This window comes from Thauera sp. K11, assembly GCF_002354895.1.
Lineage (GTDB): Bacteria > Pseudomonadota > Gammaproteobacteria > Burkholderiales > Rhodocyclaceae > Thauera > Thauera sinica.
The window spans coordinates 745501-765419 of sequence record NZ_CP023439.1; the positions used below are offsets into that span (position 1 = coordinate 745501).

At 68.7% G+C, this 19919-nt stretch carries 20 protein-coding genes and 1 tRNA gene; 12 read left to right on the plus strand and 9 right to left on the minus strand.

The window, feature by feature from the left end; all coding sequences use genetic code 11:
- Window positions 1-13: 13 nt before the first annotated feature.
- The 3 genes from CCZ27_RS24170 to rlmM form a co-directional block, all read right to left on the minus strand.
- Window positions 14-2137 carry a putative bifunctional diguanylate cyclase/phosphodiesterase gene (locus tag CCZ27_RS24170; RefSeq protein ID WP_232516548.1) on the minus strand — a complete coding sequence of 708 codons (2124 nt, stop codon included), beginning with the start codon at window positions 2135-2137 and terminating at the stop codon, window positions 14-16.
- A 107-nt stretch (window positions 2138-2244) separates the two neighbouring features.
- A complete protein-coding gene (locus CCZ27_RS03440) occupies window positions 2245-3699 on the minus strand; it encodes a DEAD/DEAH box helicase (protein WP_096445519.1) in 1455 nt (484 codons plus the stop codon).
- A gap of 128 nt (window positions 3700-3827) precedes the next feature.
- Window positions 3828-4922: a 23S rRNA (cytidine(2498)-2'-O)-methyltransferase RlmM gene (gene rlmM, locus CCZ27_RS03445; protein ID WP_096445521.1), complete on the minus strand. Its 1095-nt coding sequence runs from the start codon at window positions 4920-4922 to the stop codon at window positions 3828-3830.
- A gap of 189 nt (window positions 4923-5111) precedes the next feature.
- On the opposite strand from rlmM, the gene CCZ27_RS03450 reads away from it, so the two are divergent.
- Window positions 5112-6149 (plus strand): aldo/keto reductase, encoded by a 1038-nt coding sequence (locus CCZ27_RS03450; RefSeq protein WP_096452119.1) that lies wholly within the window; start codon window positions 5112-5114, stop codon window positions 6147-6149.
- A 22-nt stretch (window positions 6150-6171) separates the two neighbouring features.
- Here the strand turns inward: CCZ27_RS03450 and CCZ27_RS03455 are convergent, their stop codons facing one another.
- Window positions 6172-6507, minus strand: coding sequence for a hypothetical protein (locus CCZ27_RS03455; protein ID WP_096445523.1), 336 nt, complete (start codon window positions 6505-6507; stop codon window positions 6172-6174).
- Between the two features lie 177 nt (window positions 6508-6684).
- On the opposite strand from CCZ27_RS03455, the gene CCZ27_RS03460 reads away from it, so the two are divergent.
- The 4 genes from CCZ27_RS03460 (at window position 6685) to CCZ27_RS03475 (ending at window position 10891) form a co-directional block, all read left to right on the plus strand.
- Window positions 6685-7965 (plus strand): extracellular solute-binding protein, encoded by a 1281-nt coding sequence (locus tag CCZ27_RS03460; RefSeq protein WP_096445527.1) that lies wholly within the window; start codon window positions 6685-6687, stop codon window positions 7963-7965.
- Window positions 7966-8150: 185 nt separating this feature from the next.
- Entirely contained in the window at window positions 8151-9119 is a 969-nt protein-coding gene (ispB, locus tag CCZ27_RS03465; RefSeq protein WP_096445530.1) for an octaprenyl diphosphate synthase, read from the plus strand.
- Window positions 9120-9155: 36 nt separating this feature from the next.
- Window positions 9156-9232 (plus strand) — tRNA-Pro (locus CCZ27_RS03470).
- Window positions 9233-9478: 246 nt separating this feature from the next.
- Window positions 9479-10891 (plus strand): aminotransferase-like domain-containing protein, encoded by a 1413-nt coding sequence (locus tag CCZ27_RS03475; RefSeq protein WP_096445533.1) that lies wholly within the window; start codon window positions 9479-9481, stop codon window positions 10889-10891.
- Here the strand turns inward: CCZ27_RS03475 and CCZ27_RS03480 are convergent.
- The gene (locus CCZ27_RS03480; protein WP_096445536.1) at window positions 10886-11194 is read right to left on the minus strand and encodes a hypothetical protein; all 309 of its coding nucleotides are present in this window, start codon (window positions 11192-11194) and stop codon (window positions 10886-10888) included. The genes CCZ27_RS03475 and CCZ27_RS03480 overlap by 6 nt on opposite strands.
- 2 nt (window positions 11195-11196) lie before the next feature.
- Window positions 11197-11808 carry a cytochrome c oxidase subunit 3 family protein gene (locus CCZ27_RS03485; RefSeq protein ID WP_232516549.1) on the minus strand — a complete coding sequence of 204 codons (612 nt, stop codon included), beginning with the start codon at window positions 11806-11808 and terminating at the stop codon, window positions 11197-11199.
- Between the two features lie 282 nt (window positions 11809-12090).
- Here CCZ27_RS03485 and CCZ27_RS03490 point away from each other — a divergent pair, with 282 nt between their 5' ends.
- From CCZ27_RS03490 to CCZ27_RS03500, 3 genes are read left to right on the plus strand one after another with little or no spacing between them, the layout of a single operon-like run.
- Entirely contained in the window at window positions 12091-13515 is a 1425-nt protein-coding gene (locus tag CCZ27_RS03490) for a cytochrome ubiquinol oxidase subunit I (protein ID WP_096445541.1), read from the plus strand.
- 5 nt (window positions 13516-13520) lie between these two features.
- The gene (gene cydB, locus CCZ27_RS03495; RefSeq protein ID WP_096445543.1) at window positions 13521-14528 is read left to right on the plus strand and encodes a cytochrome d ubiquinol oxidase subunit II; all 1008 of its coding nucleotides are present in this window, start codon (window positions 13521-13523) and stop codon (window positions 14526-14528) included.
- The gene (locus CCZ27_RS03500) at window positions 14528-14698 is read left to right on the plus strand and encodes a DUF2474 domain-containing protein (protein ID WP_096445546.1); all 171 of its coding nucleotides are present in this window, start codon (window positions 14528-14530) and stop codon (window positions 14696-14698) included. Before cydB ends, CCZ27_RS03500 begins: the two co-directional genes overlap by 1 nt.
- On the opposite strand, the gene CCZ27_RS03505 is transcribed toward CCZ27_RS03500, so the two are convergent.
- From CCZ27_RS03505 to CCZ27_RS03515, 3 genes are all read right to left on the minus strand, one after another.
- Entirely contained in the window at window positions 14695-15954 is a 1260-nt protein-coding gene (locus CCZ27_RS03505) for a saccharopine dehydrogenase family protein (RefSeq protein WP_096445548.1), read from the minus strand. The genes CCZ27_RS03500 and CCZ27_RS03505 overlap by 4 nt on opposite strands.
- 36 nt (window positions 15955-15990) lie before the next feature.
- Window positions 15991-17124, minus strand: coding sequence for a carboxynorspermidine decarboxylase (locus CCZ27_RS03510; protein ID WP_232516550.1), 1134 nt, complete (start codon window positions 17122-17124; stop codon window positions 15991-15993).
- Between the two features lie 437 nt (window positions 17125-17561).
- The gene (locus CCZ27_RS03515; protein WP_096445551.1) at window positions 17562-18011 is read right to left on the minus strand and encodes an Rrf2 family transcriptional regulator; all 450 of its coding nucleotides are present in this window, start codon (window positions 18009-18011) and stop codon (window positions 17562-17564) included.
- Window positions 18012-18129: 118 nt separating this feature from the next.
- Between CCZ27_RS03515 and CCZ27_RS03520 the strand changes: the two genes are divergently transcribed.
- The 4 genes from CCZ27_RS03520 (at window position 18130) to CCZ27_RS03535 (ending at window position 19880) form a co-directional block, all read left to right on the plus strand.
- A complete protein-coding gene (locus CCZ27_RS03520) occupies window positions 18130-18483 on the plus strand; it encodes a hemerythrin domain-containing protein (protein WP_096445553.1) in 354 nt (117 codons plus the stop codon).
- Window positions 18480-18875 carry a ferredoxin FdxA gene (fdxA, locus tag CCZ27_RS03525; RefSeq protein WP_096445556.1) on the plus strand — a complete coding sequence of 132 codons (396 nt, stop codon included), beginning with the start codon at window positions 18480-18482 and terminating at the stop codon, window positions 18873-18875. The genes CCZ27_RS03520 and fdxA overlap by 4 nt, the downstream gene beginning before the upstream one ends.
- Window position 18876: 1 nt before the next feature.
- The gene (locus CCZ27_RS24175) at window positions 18877-19206 is read left to right on the plus strand and encodes a hypothetical protein (protein WP_232516551.1); all 330 of its coding nucleotides are present in this window, start codon (window positions 18877-18879) and stop codon (window positions 19204-19206) included.
- Window positions 19207-19430: 224 nt separating this feature from the next.
- Window positions 19431-19880, plus strand: a complete 450-nt coding sequence (locus tag CCZ27_RS03535) for a hemerythrin domain-containing protein (RefSeq protein WP_096445561.1) — start codon at window positions 19431-19433, stop codon at window positions 19878-19880.
- Window positions 19881-19919: the final 39 nt, after the last annotated feature.

The window sequence follows — 19919 nt, forward strand, 5'->3', positions numbered from 1 at the left end:
TGCCGCAGCCGGATCAGCCGCGGGATGCCAGGAAGGCGCCGAATCCGGCCGCGGTCATCGGCGGCCCGAACAGGGGGCCTTGCTGCAGGTGGCAGTCGAGGGCGCGCAGGAAGGCTTGTTGCGCGTCGTTCTCCACCCCGCGGGCGAGGACCGACAGTCCCAGCGGCGCCGCCATGCTGGCGATGGCCTCGACGACGGCCTCGTCCTGCTCCTGCCGGCCGACGCCCCGCACGAGTTCCGGATGAAGCTTGAGCGCCTGCAGGGGATGGCGCTTGAGTCGCGGAATGGAACACAGGCCGCGGCCGAAGTCGTCGATCGCGAGCCGCACGCCGCGCGCCGCCAGCGCCTGCAGCGTCTGCGCCAGTTGCGGCGACTCCTCTTCCAGCACCTGCTCGTCCAGGTCGAGTTCCAGACAGGCCGGCGCCAGGCCGCTGGCGGCAAGCGCCGCCGACACGCTGCCGAGGAGATCGCCCTGCAGGACATGCTCGATGGCGACATTCACCGTCACCGTCATCGTCCGCCCGCGCGATTCCGGCCACGTGCGCGCATGGTGGCAGGCCGCCTTCAGGACCCAGTCGCCGAGGCGTGCGATCAGGCTGCCGTCGCGCACCGAGCCGATGAAGCGCCGGTAGGGGATCTGCCCGAGCTGCGGATGGTTCCATCGAAGCAGGGCCTCGCCGGCACGGAGCTGGCCGCTGCGCGCATCGACCAGCGGCTGGAAGTGAAGCTCGAGCTGCTGGCGTTCGATGGCGTGGCGCAGGCCGGCGGCGAAGTGGTGGCGTTCCACGTCGGCGCGGTCGGCTTCGGGGTGGTACATGCGGATACGGTTGCGGCCGAGCCGCCGCGCACGATCGAGCGCCGCGCGGGCACAGCCGAGGATGGCCTCGAGGGTCTGGCCGTCCTGCGGGAACAGGGCGATGCCGATGCTGGCGGTGAGCAGGATGGCATGGTCGGACGCCGTGATCGGCTCGGTGAGGGAGCGCCGCAGGTCTTCGGCGCAGCGTTCGGCCTCGCCGGCCAGATCGATGTCGGGCAGCAGGACGAGGAAGCTGTCGCTGCGCTCGCGCGCGGCGAGCCCGCCTTCGCCGACGGCCGCCGCCAGGCGTTGTGCCGCCTGCCGCAGCACGAGGTCGCCGACGTGGTCGCCCAGCTCGCGGTTCACCGCCTTGAAGCCGTCGAGGTCGACGCGCATCACCGCGATGCTGCAACGGCGCTGGCGGGCCCGCGCGGCGGCATCGGCGAAGCGCGCCTCGAACAGCCCGCGGTTGGGCAGGCCGGTCAGGAGGTCGTGGCTGGTGAGGTACATTGCGCGCGAGTCGGCGCACGGCTCGCTGTTCCGGATCAACTGTGCGTCGGCGGGCAGTGCCATGGCCGCCAGCGCGGCGGAACGGTCGCCCGGCGCCGCGTCGTCGGGCGCCGCGGCGTTCGGCAGCAGCAGCAGGTGCCAGCCCGGGCGCGGCCCGGCCAGGACGCGGGCCGGGAGATCGGTGCCTGCGCCGCCCAGGCGCACGTGCGCGAACGACGGTGCGTCCGCCTCGGGCCAGCGGATGTCGAGCCGCTCGCGGAGCGGTTGCCCGACGAGGGCCTCGCGCCCGATGCCGAGCGCACTCAGCGTGGCGCCGTTGGCGGCGTTGATCCTGCCTTCGTCGTCCACGACGATGAGCGGCTGCACCAGCGCGGCGGCGAGTTTGGGCCAGATGGCGTCGTGCTGCCGGGGCCGCCCGGATTCGGCCGCGGGAGCCAGTATCAGTGCGTGGATGCCGGGGCGCAGCCGCGCCGCGGCGATGAAGCGGAAATCCCGCGTGCCTCCGCCGGGCAGGGCCATGCAGAGGCTGCCGCGGCTCTCGCCGCGGATGAACAGGCGTGCGCGTGCATCGAGGAAGGCGCGCTCGGAAGGAAAGAGGCCGGCGAGCGGCCGGCCGGCGAGATGGCGGTAGTCGCGTTCGAGCAGCCGGCAGGCGGCGCCGTTGGCATCGAGGATCACCTCGTCGCCGGTGATGATGAGCCCTTCGTCGAGCAGTTCCAGCAGGGCCAGGTAGACGCCCGTTTCCGCGCCCTCCGACAGGTCGGGCACGAAGGGGTCGGCAGGGTCGTCTTTGCCCTGGGGGCGTCCGGCGGGGTTCACGGGCTGCGGCATCGAAAAGGCTGGAGGGACATCCGGCGAGGATCCGGATGTCAGGATACGCGAGCCCGCGTTGCTGCTAGCCTTGAATAACCCGGTTTGACGCCCCTAATTCCGCGGTCTCATTTCCGGCCGAGTCCGCCGAGCAGGAAGGCGATCGGGCGCTGGGGGCGGCGCAGGTGGGGCGGGACGGAGGCATCCGCATGGCCGGCGGGCTGCGCGTCGGCCGGCGCCGTGCCGGCGGTGGGCGCCGCGGCCGGTTCGTAGGGTTTGCTGAAGTCGAAACCGTCGGCCGCGATCATCGGCTTGGACGGGCGCTTGGCTGTGCGCTGGCGCGGCGCAGGACCGGCGGCGGCTTCACGCTCGCGGCCCGTTTCCGGGGCGGCGGGCTTGCGGTGGCGGCTGCTGCGCGTACCGGCTTCGAAGAACTCCGGCTCTGGATCGAAGCCGGGCACGATCTCCTGCGGGATCTCGAGCTTGATCAGCTTCTGGATCTCGGCCAGCCAGTGCTTTTCCTCGGCGCACACCAGCGATACCGCGTTGCCCTTGTGGCCGGCGCGGCCGGTGCGGCCGATGCGGTGCACGTAGTCTTCGGCGGTGTGCGGCAGCTCGAAGTTGATCACGTAGGGCAGTTCGTCGATGTCGATGCCGCGCGCGGCGACGTCGGTGGCGACCAGCACGCGCAGCTTGCCGCTCTTGAATGCCTCCAGCGTCTCGGTGCGCTGCTGCTGGCCCTTGTCGCCGTGGATGGCGTCGGCCGAGATGCCGCTGCGCTCGAGGTAGTGGGCCAGCCGGCCGCACACGAGCTTGGTGTCGACGAAGACCAGCGCCTGCGTGTCGGGCTGGTGCCGCAGCAGGTGGGCGAGCAGGTTGCGCTTCATGCCCGAGGAGACCGGATGCACCACGTGGGTGATCGTTTCCGACACCATGTTGCGCCGCGCGACCTCGATCAGTTGCGGGTCCTTCAGCATCTGGTCGGCGAGCTTCTTGATCTCGTCCGAGAAGGTGGCCGAGAACAGCAGGCTCTGGCGCGCCGCCGGCAGCAGGGCGAGGATGCGCTTGATGTCCGGGATGAAGCCCATGTCGAGCATGCGGTCGGCCTCGTCGAGCACGAGCACCTCGACCTGGCTCAGGTTGATCGTCTTCTGCTGCACGTGGTCGAGCAGGCGGCCCGGCGTGGCGATGACGATCTCGATGCCGCGGCGCAGTTCCTGGATCTGCGCGTTCATGTCCACGCCGCCGTAGATGCAGGTGGCGCGCAGCGGCAGGTACTTGCCGTAGGTGCAGACCGACTCGTACACCTGCATCGCCAGTTCGCGCGTCGGCGCGAGGATCAGCGCGCGCGTCTGGTGGCGTGCGGGCGAGGTGCTGGTGTTGGCGTGGCGGGAGATGCGGTGCAGCAGGGGCAGCGTGAAGCCGGCCGTCTTGCCGGTGCCGGTCTGGGCGCCGCCCATGACGTCCTTGCCGGCGATCACGGTGGGGATGGCCTGCCGCTGGATCGGGGTGGGTTCGGTGTAGCCGGCGTCGGCGACGGCCTTCAGCAGCTCGGGGATGAGTCCGAGTTCGGCGAAGCTCATGGGTGCCTTTCTTGTCGGCAGCCTTCGGCGGCCGCCCGGATTGGAAAGGCGCAATTATACACGCAGCGGAAAAGCGTTTTCTGACAGGGGGTTCCGGCGTTTCCACCGGCCCGGGGCAGCGGGTGCCGCTATTTCTTCAGCGTGAGGTAGGCGGTGACTTCTTCGCGGTCGTGGTACAGATGCTTGATGCGCAATTCGTAGGGGCCGACGCTGGCGAGCCGCTTGCGGATCAGCGTGCGGCACTGCTCCACGGCGTCCAGGCGCCGCTTCATCGGCAGCTTCAGGTTGAAGATCGTGTGCCGGCACTTGCTGGTGGCGATCCATTCGGCCATCAGCGAGGCGATGCGGCTGGGCTGCTCGACCATGTCGCACACCATCCAGTCCACCGGCCGCGGCGGACGCCAGGTGAAGCCGTCGGCGCGGATGTGCTCGACCATCTCGGTGGCCATCACGCTGTCGCGCAGCGGACCGTTGTCGATCGCGGTGACGCGCAGGCCGCGATGCACGAGCTGCCAGGTCCAGCCGCCCGGTGCCGCGCCGAGGTCGACCGCGCGCTGGCCGGCGCGCACCAGGGTATCGCGTTCCTCGTCGGAGAGCAGCGTGGTGAAGGCTTCGGCCAGCTTCAGCGTCGAGCGGCTGGGCGCATTCGACGGCATGCGCAGGCGCGGCACGCCCATCGGCCACGGCGCCGCCTGGCCCGGCATCCCGGCCGCGAGCCAGGCGGTGGCGGCATCGGTGAACAACACGTGCAGTATCGGCAGGCCGGTGCGGCTGGTGCGCAGTGCGCCGGCTTTCTCGAGTTCGCGCGACAGCGGCTCGGCGAAACGGCGGCAAAAGCCCGACTGCTGCTTGGCGACGTCGGTGTCGGGTGTCTCGGCCACGACACCGGAAAAGCGCTGGCCGGACGCCTTGACCGCGGCCACGATCGGCGTCGCGCGGTCCCGCTCGGGCAGGCCCTCCACGCGTGCGAACCATGGCAGCAATTGGCGCGCGAACACCGGGCGGCGCCAGTCCGCGGCCCCGGCGAGCGAGGACAGCGCGACGGGCTCGAAGGTTTCATAGACGGCGTAACCGGTGTCGGGCTGCGCGCGGACGTAGCCGATGAGACCGGCTTCGGCGGCGATGTCGTCGATTTCGGCGGCGAGTTCCTTTTCGAAGCCGGCGCGGCAATATCCGATCAGGCCGGAAACGAGAAGGCTGTAGCCAGGGATGGGGTTGGACATCGGGGGCAGGGAAGATGGGCGGATGACGGCGCCCCGTCGGGCGCCCCGGCGCGCTGAAGTATCATGGCGCGAGAGCGCGATATGATAAGCGATAAGTCGCCGGGGCGGCGCGGGCGAGCCCGCACATCCGCCTGCCGGAGCATATTCGCATCCACGACAGGAGCGCAGGAACACATGATCGAACGTGAAATGACCTACCGGGTGCTGGGCGAGAACGGGCCCAGGGTGTCGGCGATCTGCCTCGGCACGATGACCTTCGGCCAGCAGAACACCGAGGCCGAGGCGCACGCCCAGCTCGACTACGCCGTCGAGCGGGGCGTCAACTTCATCGACGTCGCCGAGATCTACCCGGTGCCGACGCGTGCCGAGACCGCGGGCGCCACCGAGCGCTTCGTCGGCAACTGGCTCGCCCGCCAGGCGCGCGACAGGCTGGTGATCGCGACCAAGGTCGCCGGGCCTGCGCGGTCCCTGCCGTGGATACGCGGCGGCCCGCCCGCCCTCGACCGGGCCAACATCCGGGCCGCCGTCGAAGGCAGCCTGCAGCGCCTGCGGACCGACTACATCGACCTCTACCAGTTGCACTGGCCCGAGCGCAACCAGCCGATGTTCGGCCAGTGGCGGTTCGAACCGGAGAAGGAGCGCGAATGCACGCCGGTCCGCGCCCAGCTCGAGGCGCTCGCCGAACTGGTGGAGGAGGGCAAGATCCGCCACGTCGGCCTGTCCAACGAGCATCCGTGGGGCGTCATGGAATTCGTGCGGTTGTCGCGGGAGCTGGGCCTGCCGCGGGTGGTGTCGATCCAGAATGCCTACAGCCTGGTCAATCGCGGCTACGAATCCGGCCTGGCCGAGATCGCCTACCGCGAGCGCATCAGCCTGCTCGCGTACTCCCCGCTGGCCTTCGGCCATCTGTCGGGCAAGTATCTGGCGGACCCCGCGGCGGAGGGACGCATCACCCTGTTCCCGAACTTCGGCCAGCGCTACGCCAAGCCGAACCTGATGCCCGCCGTGCAGGGCTATGCCGAGCTGGCACGCGCGCATGGCCTGACGCCGGCGCAACTGGCGCTGGCCTTCGTCCATTCCCGCTGGTTCGTCGGCAGCACCATCGTCGGCGCCACGACGATGGAGCAGCTCGAGCACAACCTGGCGTCGTGGAACGTATCGCTCGACGAGCCGGTGCTGGAGGCGATCGACGCCCTGCACCTGCGCTACACCAACCCGGCGCCCTGAGGGGGCGCGCGGCCACCGCTGCCTAGTGGCCGGCGGCGGGCCCGGGCGCCTCCGGCACGGCGGCCTGCCGTCCGGACGCGGGCGGGATCTGCGAGGGGACGACCTCGAGCTTGTGCTCCATCATGTAGTCGTTCATCTCGCGCCAGCCGGCGAACACCGCCGCCTTCTCGGCTCCCGGGTTCAGCGCGTAGCAGTCTTCCAGCGAGCGTCCGGCGTGGCGGCAGGCGCTGCCGACGGCCCGGCCTTCGGCTTCCGCCTTTCTCGGATTGGGCAGGTCGAGCGCGTCGCTGAGCTGGTCGCAGCCCGCGGCGAGCGGAAGCAGGGCAAGCAGGAGCAGGGTCGGGAGGGCAGGGCGCATGGCGGCGGGTCGTTCCGGTCGGTTTGCCTTGAGAGTATCGTCATCCGCGCCGCGTTCTTGAATCCGGCGTGCGGGCGCCGCCGGGCGCCGTTACATCGTGCCCGGCGCCGAAAGCCGGCGCGCCGAACTATAATTCCTTAGTCGTTCCGACCCGCTCTCCATCGCTCCGTAGAATCCATGAATCAGAAGACTTTCACGCGCATCGCCGTGCTGCTTGCCGGCTTCGGTCTGGGCGCCGCCCTCCAGCCCGCCTGGGCGGCCGCGGATGCCAAAACCGCGGCTGTCCAGCAGATCGAACTCTTCCACCAGTTGCCCGACGGCAAGGCCGAAGCGCTGAAGGATCTGGTCGACCGCTTCAATGCGCAGAGCAAGGATGCGCAGATCGTCCTGTCGCAGAACGACTGGCACGCAGCCAGCGCGCCGCACCTGATGATTCTGGAAGGCGAGGACGAAGAAGGCTTCCTCGCCGGCAAGCCGCGCTACAAGCCCCTGCATGCGCTGATGAAGGAAGCCGGCGTGCCCCTGCAGACCCTGCGGCCGCCCGCGATGATGACGCGCACGCCGGTCGACGCGAAGGGGCAACTGCTGGCGCTGCCGGTCGGCCTGTCCACGCCGGTGCTGTTCCTGAACCGCGACGCGCTGCGCCGCGCCGGCGTGAACCCCGACAAGCCCGAGGTCGCCACCTGGTTCGATCTGCAGAACACCCTGGGCAAGATGGCCGATGCCGGGCAGCAGTGCCCCTACACCGTGGCCGAGCCGAGCCGCGTGATGGTCGAGAACCTCAGCGCCTGGCACAACGAGCCGGTGGCGACGATGCGCGGCAAGACCATGGCGCCGTCGTTCAACGGCATGTTCCAGGTCAAGCACGTGGCGATGATGGCGAGCTGGCAGCGCGCCCGCTACCTGCACGTGTTCGGCGGCAAGGTCGAGGCCGAGGAGCGCTTCGCTGCGGGCGAGTGCGCGGTGATCGCCGCGCCGTCGGCCAGTTGGGTCGATTTCCGCAGCAAGGGCAAGGTCGATGTGGCGGTGGCCCGCCTGCCTTACTACGACGACTTCCCCGGCGCGCCGCAGAACACCATCGCCGACGGCCCGGCGCTATGGGCGTCCGCCGGCAAGAAGCCGGCCGAATACAAGGCGATGGCGCGCTTCGTCAGCTTCTGGCTGCAGGCCGAGAACCAGGTCGCGTGGCAGCGGCAGACCGGCTACCTCCCGCTCAACCGTGCCGGCCTGCTGGCCTCGCAGAGCGAACTGCTCGGCCACGATCTCGAGAACATCAAGGTCGCCGTGGCGCAGCTCTCCAACAAGCCGGCGACGGCCGATTCGTCGGCCCAGCCGGTGGTCGAGCGCGAGAAGGTGCGCCGCATCATCGACGAGGAACTCGCCGGCGTGTGGGCCGACCGCAAGGCCGCGAAGGAAGCCCTCGACAACGCCGTCGCACGCATCTCCTCGGGCCGTTGAAGCGCTTCCGGCTGCCCGCCGGGTCCGCGCCGGGGGGCTTGGCGGCAGCCGGATGAGTGGCTTGCCGCTGCCTTCCGCCATGCCTGGTTGCGGCGGTCCGGCCCCGGGAGGCATCGGCCGGCGGTCAGGTTGACGCCGCTTGCGGCCCCCACCTACCATCCCGTTTTTTCGCGAGCGTTCCCGCCTTGTCCGTCAAGCAGCTATTCGCGCCGATCGCCGCCGACATGCAGGCGGTGGATGCGGTCATCCGCCAGCACCTCTATTCCGACGTCGTCCTGATCCGTCAGGTGGCGGATTACATCATCCACAGCGGCGGCAAGCGTCTGCGCCCGGCCCTGGTGCTGCTCACCGCCGGCGCAATGGGGTATCGGGGCACGCAACACCACGAACTGGCCGCAGTGGTGGAGTTCATCCACACCGCAACCCTGCTGCACGACGACGTGGTCGATGAGTCGGACCTGCGCCGCGGCAACAAGACCGCGAACGCGATGTTCGGCAACGCCGCGTCGGTGCTGGTGGGCGATTTCATCTATACGCGCGCGTTCCAGATGATGGTCGGCGTGGACAGCATGCACGTCATGCGCGTGCTCGCCGATGCCACCAACGTCATTGCCGAGGGGGAGGTGCTGCAACTGCTGAACTGTCACAACGCCGACGTCGGCGTCGACGACTACCTGCGCGTGATCCGCTACAAGACGGCCAAGCTGTTCGAGGCCGCCTCCCGCCTGGGCGGCATCCTGGGCGGCGCCGACGAAGCGCAGGAATCGCGCCTGGCCGCCTTCGGCATGCACCTGGGCACGGCCTTCCAGATCATCGACGACGTGCTCGACTACTCCGCCGACGAGGCCGAGACCGGCAAGCACCTGGGCGACGACCTCGCGGAGGGCAAGCCGACGCTGCCGCTGATCCACGTCATGCTGCACGGGACCGACGGGCAGGCCGCCGTCGTGCGCAATGCGATCGAGACCGGCGGCCGCGACGATTTCGCCGAAGTGCTGGCCGCGATCGGAGCCACCGGTGCGCTCGACGAAGCACGGCGCCAGGCCCGCGCCGAGGCCGATCTGGCGATCGAGGCGCTTTCCGCCTTGCCCCCTTCCATATTCAAGGAAGCGCTGCTACAATTGTCAGACTTTGCAGTTGAGAGAAATCACTGAATCGATTTCGGCTCGAAAAGAACAAGCAAAGCAAGTCGGGGAATAGCTCAGCCTGGTAGAGCACTGCGTTCGGGACGCAGGGGCCGGAGGTTCGAATCCTCTTTCCCCGACCACGAAATCCCGAAAGACGCCCAAGTGAATCAATCGCTTGGGCGTTTTGCTTTGAAGCGGCATCCATGCCGGCTCAAAGCGATTCTTGCTCCGCGGTGTCCCGGGATCGTCCGCAACGATCCGCCCCGCGTCATTGCCGACATCATGACGCGGCGGCGTCAGACCTTCGGCTACGAGCATTTTGCGAGATGACGGCACGGCGATGACGGTCGACGGGTACGATCGCCAGCGGCTGGTAGGATTCGCCCATGAGCCTCTACCACGATTTCGCCGACCGCACCGCAAAGCTGATCTCCGACGGCGTGCTGCGCCCCGGCGACAGGCTGCTTTCCGTCAGGCAGGCATGCAGGACCCATACGATCAGCCCGATCACGGTGACCCAGGCTTATCACCTGCTGGAGAGCCGCGGCCTGGTCGAGGCGCGGCCGAAGTCCGGCTATTTCGTGCGTGCGCGGCTCGGCCGCAAGCTGCCCGAGCCGAACATGATCCATCCGGCCGGCGCGGCGACGGCGCTCGCGGTCAGCGATTTCATCTTCCAGATCCTCGACAGCGTGCGCGATCCGGCGATCGTCCCGTTCGGCTCGAGCTTTCCGGACCCGAGGCTCTATCCCCTGGACAAACTCGGGCGCTTTCTCGCCGGCGCGGCACGCAAACTGGACCCGCTCGCGACCGTGACCGACCTTCCGCCCGGCAACGAGGAACTGCGGCGGCAGCTTGCGCTGCGCTATCTGGCGCACGGAGCGTCGGTTGCGCCGCAGGAGATCGTCGTCACCTCGGGGGCGATGGAAGGGCTCAATCTCTGCCTGCAGGCGCTGACGAATCCCGGCGACCTGATCGCCATCGAATCCCCGACCTTCTATGCGGGGCTGCAGGCCAGCGAGCGCCTCGGGCTCAAGGTCATCGAGATTCCGAGCCATCCGCGCGAAGGTGTCAGCATCGGCGCGCTGGCCGATGCATTGCGCCGCCATCCGATCAAAGCTTGCCTGTTCATGCTGAACTTCTCCAACCCCACGGGCAGCCGGGTTTCGGACGGGAACAAGCGCGCCCTGGTGGCGCTGCTGAACAAGCATCGGGTCCCGTTGATCGAGGACGACGTATACGCCGAGCTGTACTTTGGACGCGAGGCACCGCTGTGCAGCAAGGCGATGGATACGGATGGCCTGGTGCTGCACGTGTCGTCGTTCGCGAAGAGCCTCGCCCCGGGCTACCGGGTGGGCTGGGTCGCGGCCGGGCGCTACGCCAAGGCGGTGCAGCGGCAGAAGTTCGCCACCAGCCTGGCCACGGCGGTTCCGATCCAGATCGCGCTGGCCGACTATCTGAAGCAGGGCGGATTCGACAACCATCTGCGCCAGTTGCGCCGGCAACTCGCGGTGCAGGAAGCGCAGTTCGTGGCCGGCATCGAGGAGCACTTCCCGGCCGGCACCCGGCTGGCCCGGCCCGATGGGGGCTACTTCCTGTGGCTGGAACTGCCGCAGCAGGTCGACACGCTGCGCCTGCACGAGGAAGCGCTGTCGAGCGGCATCAGCATCGCGCCGGGGCCGATCTTCTCGGCCAAGCGGGAATTCGCCAACTGCCTGCGGCTGAATTTCGGCCATCCCGCCACGCCCCGGCAGCGGGAAGCGCTGATCACGCTCGGCGGGCTGATCCGGCGGCAGCTATAGGCTCGCCCAGCGGGCGAACTCGTCGCCGAAGAAGGCGGTCAGCACGATCGCGATCGGCGCGAAGGCGACGAAGAAGCGCAGCACGTTGCGGATGAAGGGATGGGCCAGATCCGCCTCGATGAAATGACGGGCGATCAGGCTGCCTTTCACCCAGACGATCGCGGCAACGATCAACTGTACGGCCTGTTGCCTGCCCAGGCTGTCCCCGAGCTGGACGCTCAGGAGCGTCAGGCCCACCAGCACGAGCCAGGTCGATGCCAGCGGGACGAGCGAGGTGCCGGGCTTGCGTTCGTTGGTGTTCATGATCAGGCCAGAACGTAGAAGAACGAGAAGATCACCAGCCAGATGATGTCGGTGGCGTGCCAGTAGCTGGCCAGCGCTTCCAGGCCGCTGTGTTCCTCCGCGGTGTAGATCCCCAGCGAATGGCGCATCAGCACCCACAGGATGCCGAGGATGCCCCAGAAGGCATGCACCATGTGGTTGATGGTCAGGTAGTAATAAACGGTGAAGAAGATTCCGGAGTCGCCGCCGATGCCATGGGCCAGGTTCCACTGGACTTCGGCGTACTTCGCCACCGGGTAGCCCAGCGCGGTGATCAGGCCCGCGACCAGCCACAGCAGCGAACTGCGCCGCTGCCCGCTGCGCAGGCGGGTCACCGAACAGGCGATGAAGAAGCTGCTGCTCACCATCAGCAGGGTGATCACCACGCCGGCCGTCTGCGACAGCCGTTCTGCCCCGGCGTGGAACGCCTCCGGAAAGTGCGCGCGGGCGACGAAGTACACGATGAACAGCACGATGAATTCGACGAACTCGCAGCAGATGCCCACCCAGATGCCTTTGTTGCCGGGCACCCTGCCGGTGGCCGCGGGGGAGGGCGGCGCAGGCGGAGCGGGCAGGCTCATTGTGTTGGCGGTCACGATCCTCACCTCCTGGTTCCATGGTGCGATTGTGCGCACTTCGCTGCAACCGGACAGGAACAGAAGGTGCGATAGTGATCAGGCACAGCCCGCCCTGTCCGCATTCGATCTGTGCCTGTCGCAAATCGTACGATCTGAATCTGCTCCTGTCGGCTGTCCGATGATGTACTGGCGGCCATCGTCAGACCCGGAGCACACGCATGAAGCAGGCCGTCGGCAAGGTGCGGCAAGCCGGCCGGAGCTGCGATTCCAATGCTGTCTTGATCACCGGAGAAGCCTGACATGGAGAACCTCGACGCACTGCTGCTGGCGCGGATCCAGTTCGCATTCACGATTTCCTTCCACATCGTGTTCCCGGCGATCACGATCGGCCTGGCGGGCTATCTCGCCGTGCTCGAAGCGTGCTGGCTGCGCACCGGGCGCGAGGTCTTCCTCGACCTCTATCACTTCTGGTCGAAGATCTTCGCGGTCAACTTCGGCATGGGGGTGGTGTCGGGGCTGGTGATGGCCTACCAGTTCGGCACCAACTGGAGCTTCTTCTCCGACTTCGCCGGCGGCATCACCGGGCCGCTGCTGGCCTACGAGGTGCTGACCGCCTTCTTCCTCGAGGCGGGTTTTCTCGGCGTGATGCTGTTCGGCTGGAAGCGGGTCGGCCCCGGCCTGCATTTCTTCGCCACCGTGATGGTGGCGCTCGGCACCCTGGTGTCGGCGACCTGGATCCTCGCTTCCAACAGCTGGATGCAGACGCCGGCCGGCTTCGAGATCATCGACGGGCGGGTGGTGCCGGTGGATTGGCTGGCGGTGATCTTCAACCCCTCCTTCCCCTACCGCCTCGTCCACATGGTGCTGGCCGCCTTCATCTCGACCGCGCTGCTGGTGGCCGCGGCGGCGGCCTGGCATCTGCTGCGCGGCCGCGACAACGCGGCGATCCGCACGATGCTGTCGATGGCGATGTGGATGCTGCTGGCGGCGGCGCCGATCCAGGCGGTGGTCGGCGATTTCCACGGCCTCAACACGCTGGAGCATCAGCCGGCGAAGATCGCCGCGATGGAAGGCCACTGGGAGAACGAACCGGGCGCCGGCGTGCCACTGATCCTGTTCGGCTGGCCCGACATGGCGCGCGAGGAGACCCGCTTCGCGGTCGAGGTCCCGCGCCTGGGCAGCCTGATCCTGACCCATTCCTGGGACGGCCAGTTTCCCGGCCTCAAGGCGTACCCGCCGGAGGACCGGCCCAATGCCACGATCGTGTTCTGGACCTTCCGCGTCATGGTCGGGCTGGGCATGCTGATGATCCTGCTCGCCCTGTGGGCCTGGTGGGCGCGCCGGGGCGGGGCGCTGTACCGCTCGCGGCCGCTGCTGCGCCTTGCGCTGTGGATGGGGCCGAGCGGCCTGGTCGCGCTGCTCGCGGGCTGGTTCACCACCGAGGTCGGCCGCCAGCCGTGGGTCGTGTACGGCCTGCAGCGCACCGCCGACGCGGTGTCGCCGGTCGGGGCCGGGCAACTCGCGGTCAGCCTCGCCCTCTTCGTCATCGTCTATGTCGCGATCTTCGGTGCCGGCGTCGGCTATCTGCTGCGCCTGATCGGCCACGGGCCGGTGCCGCACGAAGGCGAGCATCCGCTGCCCGGCGGCCCCGGCCAGCCGCGCACGCCGGCGCGGCCGCTGTCGGCCGCCGACGACGAAACCGTCTTCACTGCCACACGGAGCTGAACGTCATGGGTATCGACCTGCCGCTGATCTGGGCCGTGATCATCCTGTTCGGGGTCATGATGTACGTCGTCATGGACGGATTCGACCTCGGCATCGGCCTGCTCTACCCCTTCCTGCCCGACAAGACCGACCGCGACGTCATGATGAACACGGTCGCCCCGGTGTGGGACGGCAACGAGACCTGGCTGGTGCTGGGCGGCGCCGGCCTGCTGGCGGCCTTCCCGCTCGCCTATTCGGTGATCCTGACCGCGTTCTACCTGCCGCTGGTGCTGATGCTGCTCGGCCTGATCTTCCGCGGCGTCGCCTTCGAGTTCCGCTTCAAGGCCGACGAGGCGCACCGCCCGTGGTGGGACAAGGCATTCATCGGCGGCTCGCTGGTGGCGACCTTCTTCCAGGGCGTCATCCTGGGCGGCTTCATCCAGGGCATCCGCGTCGTCGACCGCGCCTATGCCGGCGGCGCCTTCGACTGGCTGACGCCGTTCTCGCTGTTCACCGGCCTGGGGCTGGTGGCAACCTATGCGCTGCTCGGCTGCACCTGGCTGATCATGAAGACCGGCGGCGAACTGCAGGCGCGCATGATCGCGCTCGCCCGCCCGCTCACCTGGACGCTGGCGGCGGTCATCGGCGTCATCAGCCTGTGGACGCCGCTCGCCCAGGAGGCGATCGCCGCACGCTGGTTCAACTGGTCCAACCTGCCGTGGTTCGCGCCGGTGCCGCTGCTGGTGCTGGCGACGGTCCGGCAGTTGCTGAGGCAGCTCGACGGCGAACCGCACGCGGCGCCCTTCGTGCTGACGCTGTTCCTCATCTTCCTCGGCTACAGCGGGCTGGGCATCAGCATCTGGCCCAACATCATTCCGCCGGCGATCTCGATCCGGGAGGCGGCGGCGCCGCCGCAGAGCATGGGCTTCGCCCTCGTCGGCGCGCTGCTGATCATCCCGCTGATCCTGATGTACACCGCCTGGGGCTACTACGTCTTCCGGGGCAAGGTCGAGCCCGGCGAGGGCTATCACTGATGGGCGGCGCAGCGCGCGAGCCGCGCCCGGCGGCCCCGCCGTCGTGCCTGCGCCGGCTCGGCTGGCTGCTCGCGATCTGGGCCGCCAGCGTGCTCGCCCTCGGCGCCGTCGCCTGGCTGATCCGCCTGCTGATGGGGCTCGCCGGCCTGGCGCTGACCCGGCCGCCCTAGGCATCCGCCGGCGCCGCCTGCGCGGCGAGCGGGACGTCGCGGCCGTTCTCGCGCACCCAGGTCTTCAGGCCCATGCCGGCCATCAGCGCGAGGAAGGGGCGCGGCGGCAGTTGCTCGACGTTGACCATGCGCCGCACGTCCCAGATGCCCCGGGCGATCAGCAGCGCCGCGGCGGCGGCGGGTACGCCCGCCGTGTAGGAGATCGCCTGGCTGCCGATTTCCCGGTAGCTCTTTTCATGATCGCAGATGTTGTAGATGAAGATCCTGCGTTCCTTGCCGTCCCTTTCGCCGCGCACCACGTTGCCGATGCAGGTCTTGCCGGTGTAGGCGGGGGCGAGCGAGGCGGGGTCGGGCAATACCGCCTTGAGCACCTTCAGGGGTACGACTTCCTGCCCTTCGGCGGTGCGCACCGGCTGCTCCGACAGCATGCCGAGGTTCCTGAGCACGGTGAAGACGTTGATGTAGTGCTCGCTGAAGCCCATCCAGAAGCGGATGTCGGGCACGTCCAGGTGCTGCGACAGCGAGTGCAGTTCGTCGTGGCCGGTGAGGTAGGCGGTCTGCCGGCCGACGACCGGCAGGTCCCATTCCTTGCGGTACTCGAACATCCGGGAGGCGGTCCACTGCCGCCCCTGCCAGGACCAGACCGTGCCGGTGAACTCGCGGAAGTTCACCTCGGGGTCGAAGTTGGTGGCGAAGTAGCGGTCGTGGCGGCCGGCGTTGATGTCGACGATGTCGATGGAATCCACGCGGTCGAAATAGTCGTCGCAGGCGAGGCGGGCATAGGCGTTGACCACGCCGGGATCGAAGCCCGCGCCGAGGATGGCCGTCACGCCCGCGGCCGCGCAGGCTTCGCGCCGCTTCCATTCATGGTTGGCGTACCAGGGCGGGGTCTCGCAGATCCTGTCCGGCTCCTCGTGGATGGCGGTGTCGACGTAGGCCGCGCCGGTGCGCAGGCAGGCTTGCAGCACCGACATGTTGAGGAAGGCCGAGCCCACGTTGATCACGATGCGCGCCTCGGTGGCGCGGATGAGCGCCTCGGTGGCGGCCACGTCCATGGCGTCCAGGGCGTGGGCGCGCAGCACGCCCGGGCGCTGCAGGCTGCCCCTGGTGTGCACCGATTCGATGATCGCCTGGCACTTGCCGGGCGTGCGCGACGCGATGTGGATGTCGCCCAGCAGGGCGTTGTTCTGCGCGCACTTGTGCGCGACCACGTGCGCCACGCCGCCGGCGCCGATGATGAGGACGTTGGATTTCATCTGGCTGCTCCCGTCGATGGAATGCCCGGCTTGCGCTCAGGACAGACTGTCTACGTAGTCGCGGTAGCCGAACCGGCGTACCACGCGTTCCTCGCCGTCGTGCTCGCGCACGACGATGGCGGGCATGTTCAGGCCGTTGAACCAGTTCTTCTTGACCATGGTGTAGCCGGCGGCGTCGCGGATCGACAGCCTCTGCCCCACCTCCAGCGCCTGCGGGAAATCGAATTCGCCGAAGACGTCGCCGGCCAGGCAGGACTTGCCGCAGACCAGGTAGCGGTGCGGGCCGGAGCCGGGCTCGACGCGCGCGTGCAGCCGGTAGATCAGGAGGTCCAGCATGTGCGCCTCGATCGAGGCGTCCACCACGGCCAGGCGCTTGCCGTTGAACGGGGTGTCCAGGACGGTGACTTCCAGGCTCGCGCAGTCGGTGACGGCGGCCTCGCCCGGTTCCAGGTAGACCTGCAGGCCGTGGCGCGCGGCGAAGTCGCGCAGGCGCGCGCAGAACGCGTCCAGCGGATAGTCGTCGGCGGTGAAGTGGATGCCGCCGCCCAGGCTGACCCATTCGACCCGGGAGAGCAGCGGGCCGAAGCGCGCTTCGATTTCGCCGAGCATGGCGTCGAAACGGGCGAAATCGCGGTTCTCGCAGTTGTTGTGGATCATGAAGCCGTTCAGGCGCCCGATGATCGGCGCCACGCGCGCGGGGTCGGCCTCGCCCAGGCGGCTGAAGGGGCGGGCGGGATCGGCCAGGTCGTAGTTCGAACTGCTGACGCCCGGATTCAGGCGCAGTCCCACGGGCTTGCCCGCCGCGCGGCCGGCGTGGCGCTCGAACTGGCCGAGGCTGTTGAAGATGATCTTGTCCGCGTGGGAGACCACCTCGTCGATCTCGTGGTCGGCATAGGCCACGCTGTAGGCATGAGTCTCGCCGCCGAATTTCTCGCACCCCAGGCGGACCTCGTACAGCGACGAGGACGTGGTGCCGTCCATGTATTCGCGCATCAGGTCGAATACCGACCATGTCGCGAAGCACTTGAGGGCCAGCAGGATCCTGGCTCCGGACTGCCGCCGGACGAGGTCGATGCGCCGCAGGTTTTCCTGCAGGCGGGACTTGTCGATGAGGTAGTAGGGTGTCTGGATCACGATGTCGAAATGGCCGATGCCCGGCAGCGGGTGCAAAAAGGATCGGGCCGCCGCGGGGAAGTCCACGCAGCGGGCGCGTCAGCAGGGATGCCGGCCTGTCAGCAGGCCCGGTTCAGGGAGTGTTTCCGGCCGTGATGCGATGCAGGGCATGGCCTGCGGTGCGGCCTGGAGTCAAACGGTGCGCGAGTGCAAGCGATTCGCGCGCGGCGCGATCGATGTTCCGACAGCAGTTCCAATCGCTGTCCCGATCGTTTTTCCGTTAGGGAGGTGTTCAGACGAACTGAGACGATCCCCAATTGGAACAGGGCGTCTGATGACATGGCGTCCCCTCCAACCAGCAGATGGTGGTCCGGCGGATGGCCGGGCTGGCGGGAATTCTAAGTCAAGGCCCCCGCGGGTTCAAGCCGGCCGGTCCGCCGCCTGCGGGACGGCCGGATGGCGGCTCCTTCCGGAACCGGCCCCGGCCGGCGCGTTCAGTGCGACGGGACCAGCTCGACGAGCCCCAGCGTCCTGCGCAACTGGGGGTGGGGCGTACTCAGATCGGCGAGCGTGACGGTATCGAGCGAGGCGAGGAAGGCTTGCAGGGCGTCCTGCAGGGCGCTCTTCAGGCGGCAGCCGCTGTTCAGGATGCAGCGGGAGTGGGCGCCGAAGCATTCCACCAGCTCGAAGCCCGGCTCCATCCGGCGCACGACGTCGCCGAGCACGATCCGTTCCGCGGGGCGGGCGAGCCGCAGCCCGCCGCCCTTGCCGCGCGCACCGTCCACGAAGCCGTCGGTCACGAGCTGGGTGACGATCTTCATCAGGTGGCTGCGGGAGATGCCGAAGCGTTCGGCCACTTCCTTGATGGTGACGCGCCGCTCCGGGCAGGCGCCCAGGTACATGAGCAGGCGCAGGGCGTAGTCCGTGTGCTGGGTGATGTTCATCGTCGGTCCTCGGGAGGAGGGGCGGTCCGGCCCATGGTAGCAATAAAGATGCATTCGAGTTGACTCTTTTAAAGATTCACTTAATATGAATCTTGTGGACCCGACCAGGATGCCTGCCATGAAACGCGACCACCGCCTCGTAGCCCTCTCGAAGGAACATCACACCGCCCTGAGCCTGGGGCGCAGGCTGATGGCCGGCGGCGCGGGCGCTGCGTTGCGCGATCAGGCGGGTGCGCTCGCGGACCACTTCGCGGAGGAAGAGCGCCGCTTCCTGCCCTTGCTCCACGCCCACGGCCGCGATGCGCTGGCCGCGCGCCTGCGCGCGGAGCACGCCGCGCTGGACGCGCTGTTCGCGGCGGCCATGCGGGGCGACCGGGAGGGTGAAGCGGGGCGGGCGCTGATCGACCATGTGCGGTTCGAGGAGAGCGAACTGTTCCCCGTCGTCGAAACCCTGCTCGAGGCCGCGCCATGACCCACGTCGTCACCGAAGCGTGCATACGCTGCAAATTCACCGACTGCGTGGACGCCTGCCCGGTCGATGCCTTCCGCGAGGGCAGGAACTTCCTGGTCATCGACCCGGAGGAATGCATCGACTGCACCCTGTGCGTGCCGGAGTGCCCGGTGGATGCGATCGTCCATGAAGACGACCTGACCGAAGCCCAGCGCGAATACCTGGACCTCAATGCCGAACTTGCGAAGGCGTGGCCGCGCATCGTCGAAAGCCATGCGCCGCTGCCGGACGCCGACGCATGGGCGCAGGCGGACGGAAAGCGCGGCTGGCTCGACACCCGCCCGCCGGACGGCGCAGCCCGGCCAGGCGAACGGACCACCCCGACCTTGGCAACGGACAGAGAGGAGCCGTGAAATGCATCCCGACCCCACCCCCGACCCCACCCCCGACCCCACCCCCGACCCCATCCCCGCCCCCCGCGCCGGTCCCGACGCCGCCGCCCGGCCCGGCGCGGAAAGCCGCACGCCGCGCCGGACGCTCCGCCTGGGATGCGGCATGATGGCCGCCGCCGCCCTCGGCATGCTCGCCACGGTGCTGGTCGCCTACCCCTATGCGCCGCACTTCAGCCTGCCCGCCCAGGTGGCCGCGCACCTGCTCCTGCCGGTGGCGGCGGGCGTGTTCAAGCTCGGCTACGTCGTGCGCCTCGCCGCCCATCACGCGCTCGGAAACCACGTCGCGGGCTGAGCGCGGGGAAAGCATGCTTGCCCCGCGCCGGCGGCGTCACGAGGCCCCGGTGCCGGAGCGCCCCGGCACGCGGCACGCGGGCCATCGACAGAGGCGGCTTTTTTCGAGATTTCGCTGCGTCGTGGTCCCGTCCTGCGGCACAATCCTGGCCTGCGGCGGGTGCGGTGTGTGCCCGCCGCCTCCCCGGGTGTCGCGCCGGGGGCTTGAAACGAAAGGACGAAGCCATGACTCAGACGCCCGAATTCGAATGGGACGACCGCTACCTGCTCGGCTATGCGGCCATGGACGACACGCACAAGGAGTTCGTCGACTGCGTCGATGCCCTGCTGACCGCGAGCGACGCGGAGATGCTTGCGGCGCTGGACGCTTTCATCGATCACGCCACGCGCCACTTCGACCAGGAAAAGGAATGGATGAGCGCCGACGGATTCCCCGCGCGCGACTGCCACGTCGAAGAGCACGACAAGGTGATGGCGTCCTGTCTCGAGGTGAGGGAACTGGTGGCCGCGGGCAACTTCGAGGTCGCCCGCGACCTGGCCCATGCGCTGATGGACTGGTTCCCCGGCCACGCCGACTACCTGGATTCGGCGCTGGCGACCTGGATGGTGAAGCGCGCGCACGACGGTTCGCCGCTCGTGCTGCGCCGCAAGAAGCCGCAACCCTCCGAGGGTTGAGCCGCCGCAACCCGCCCGCGCCCGGGCGGGGCGTCTGCC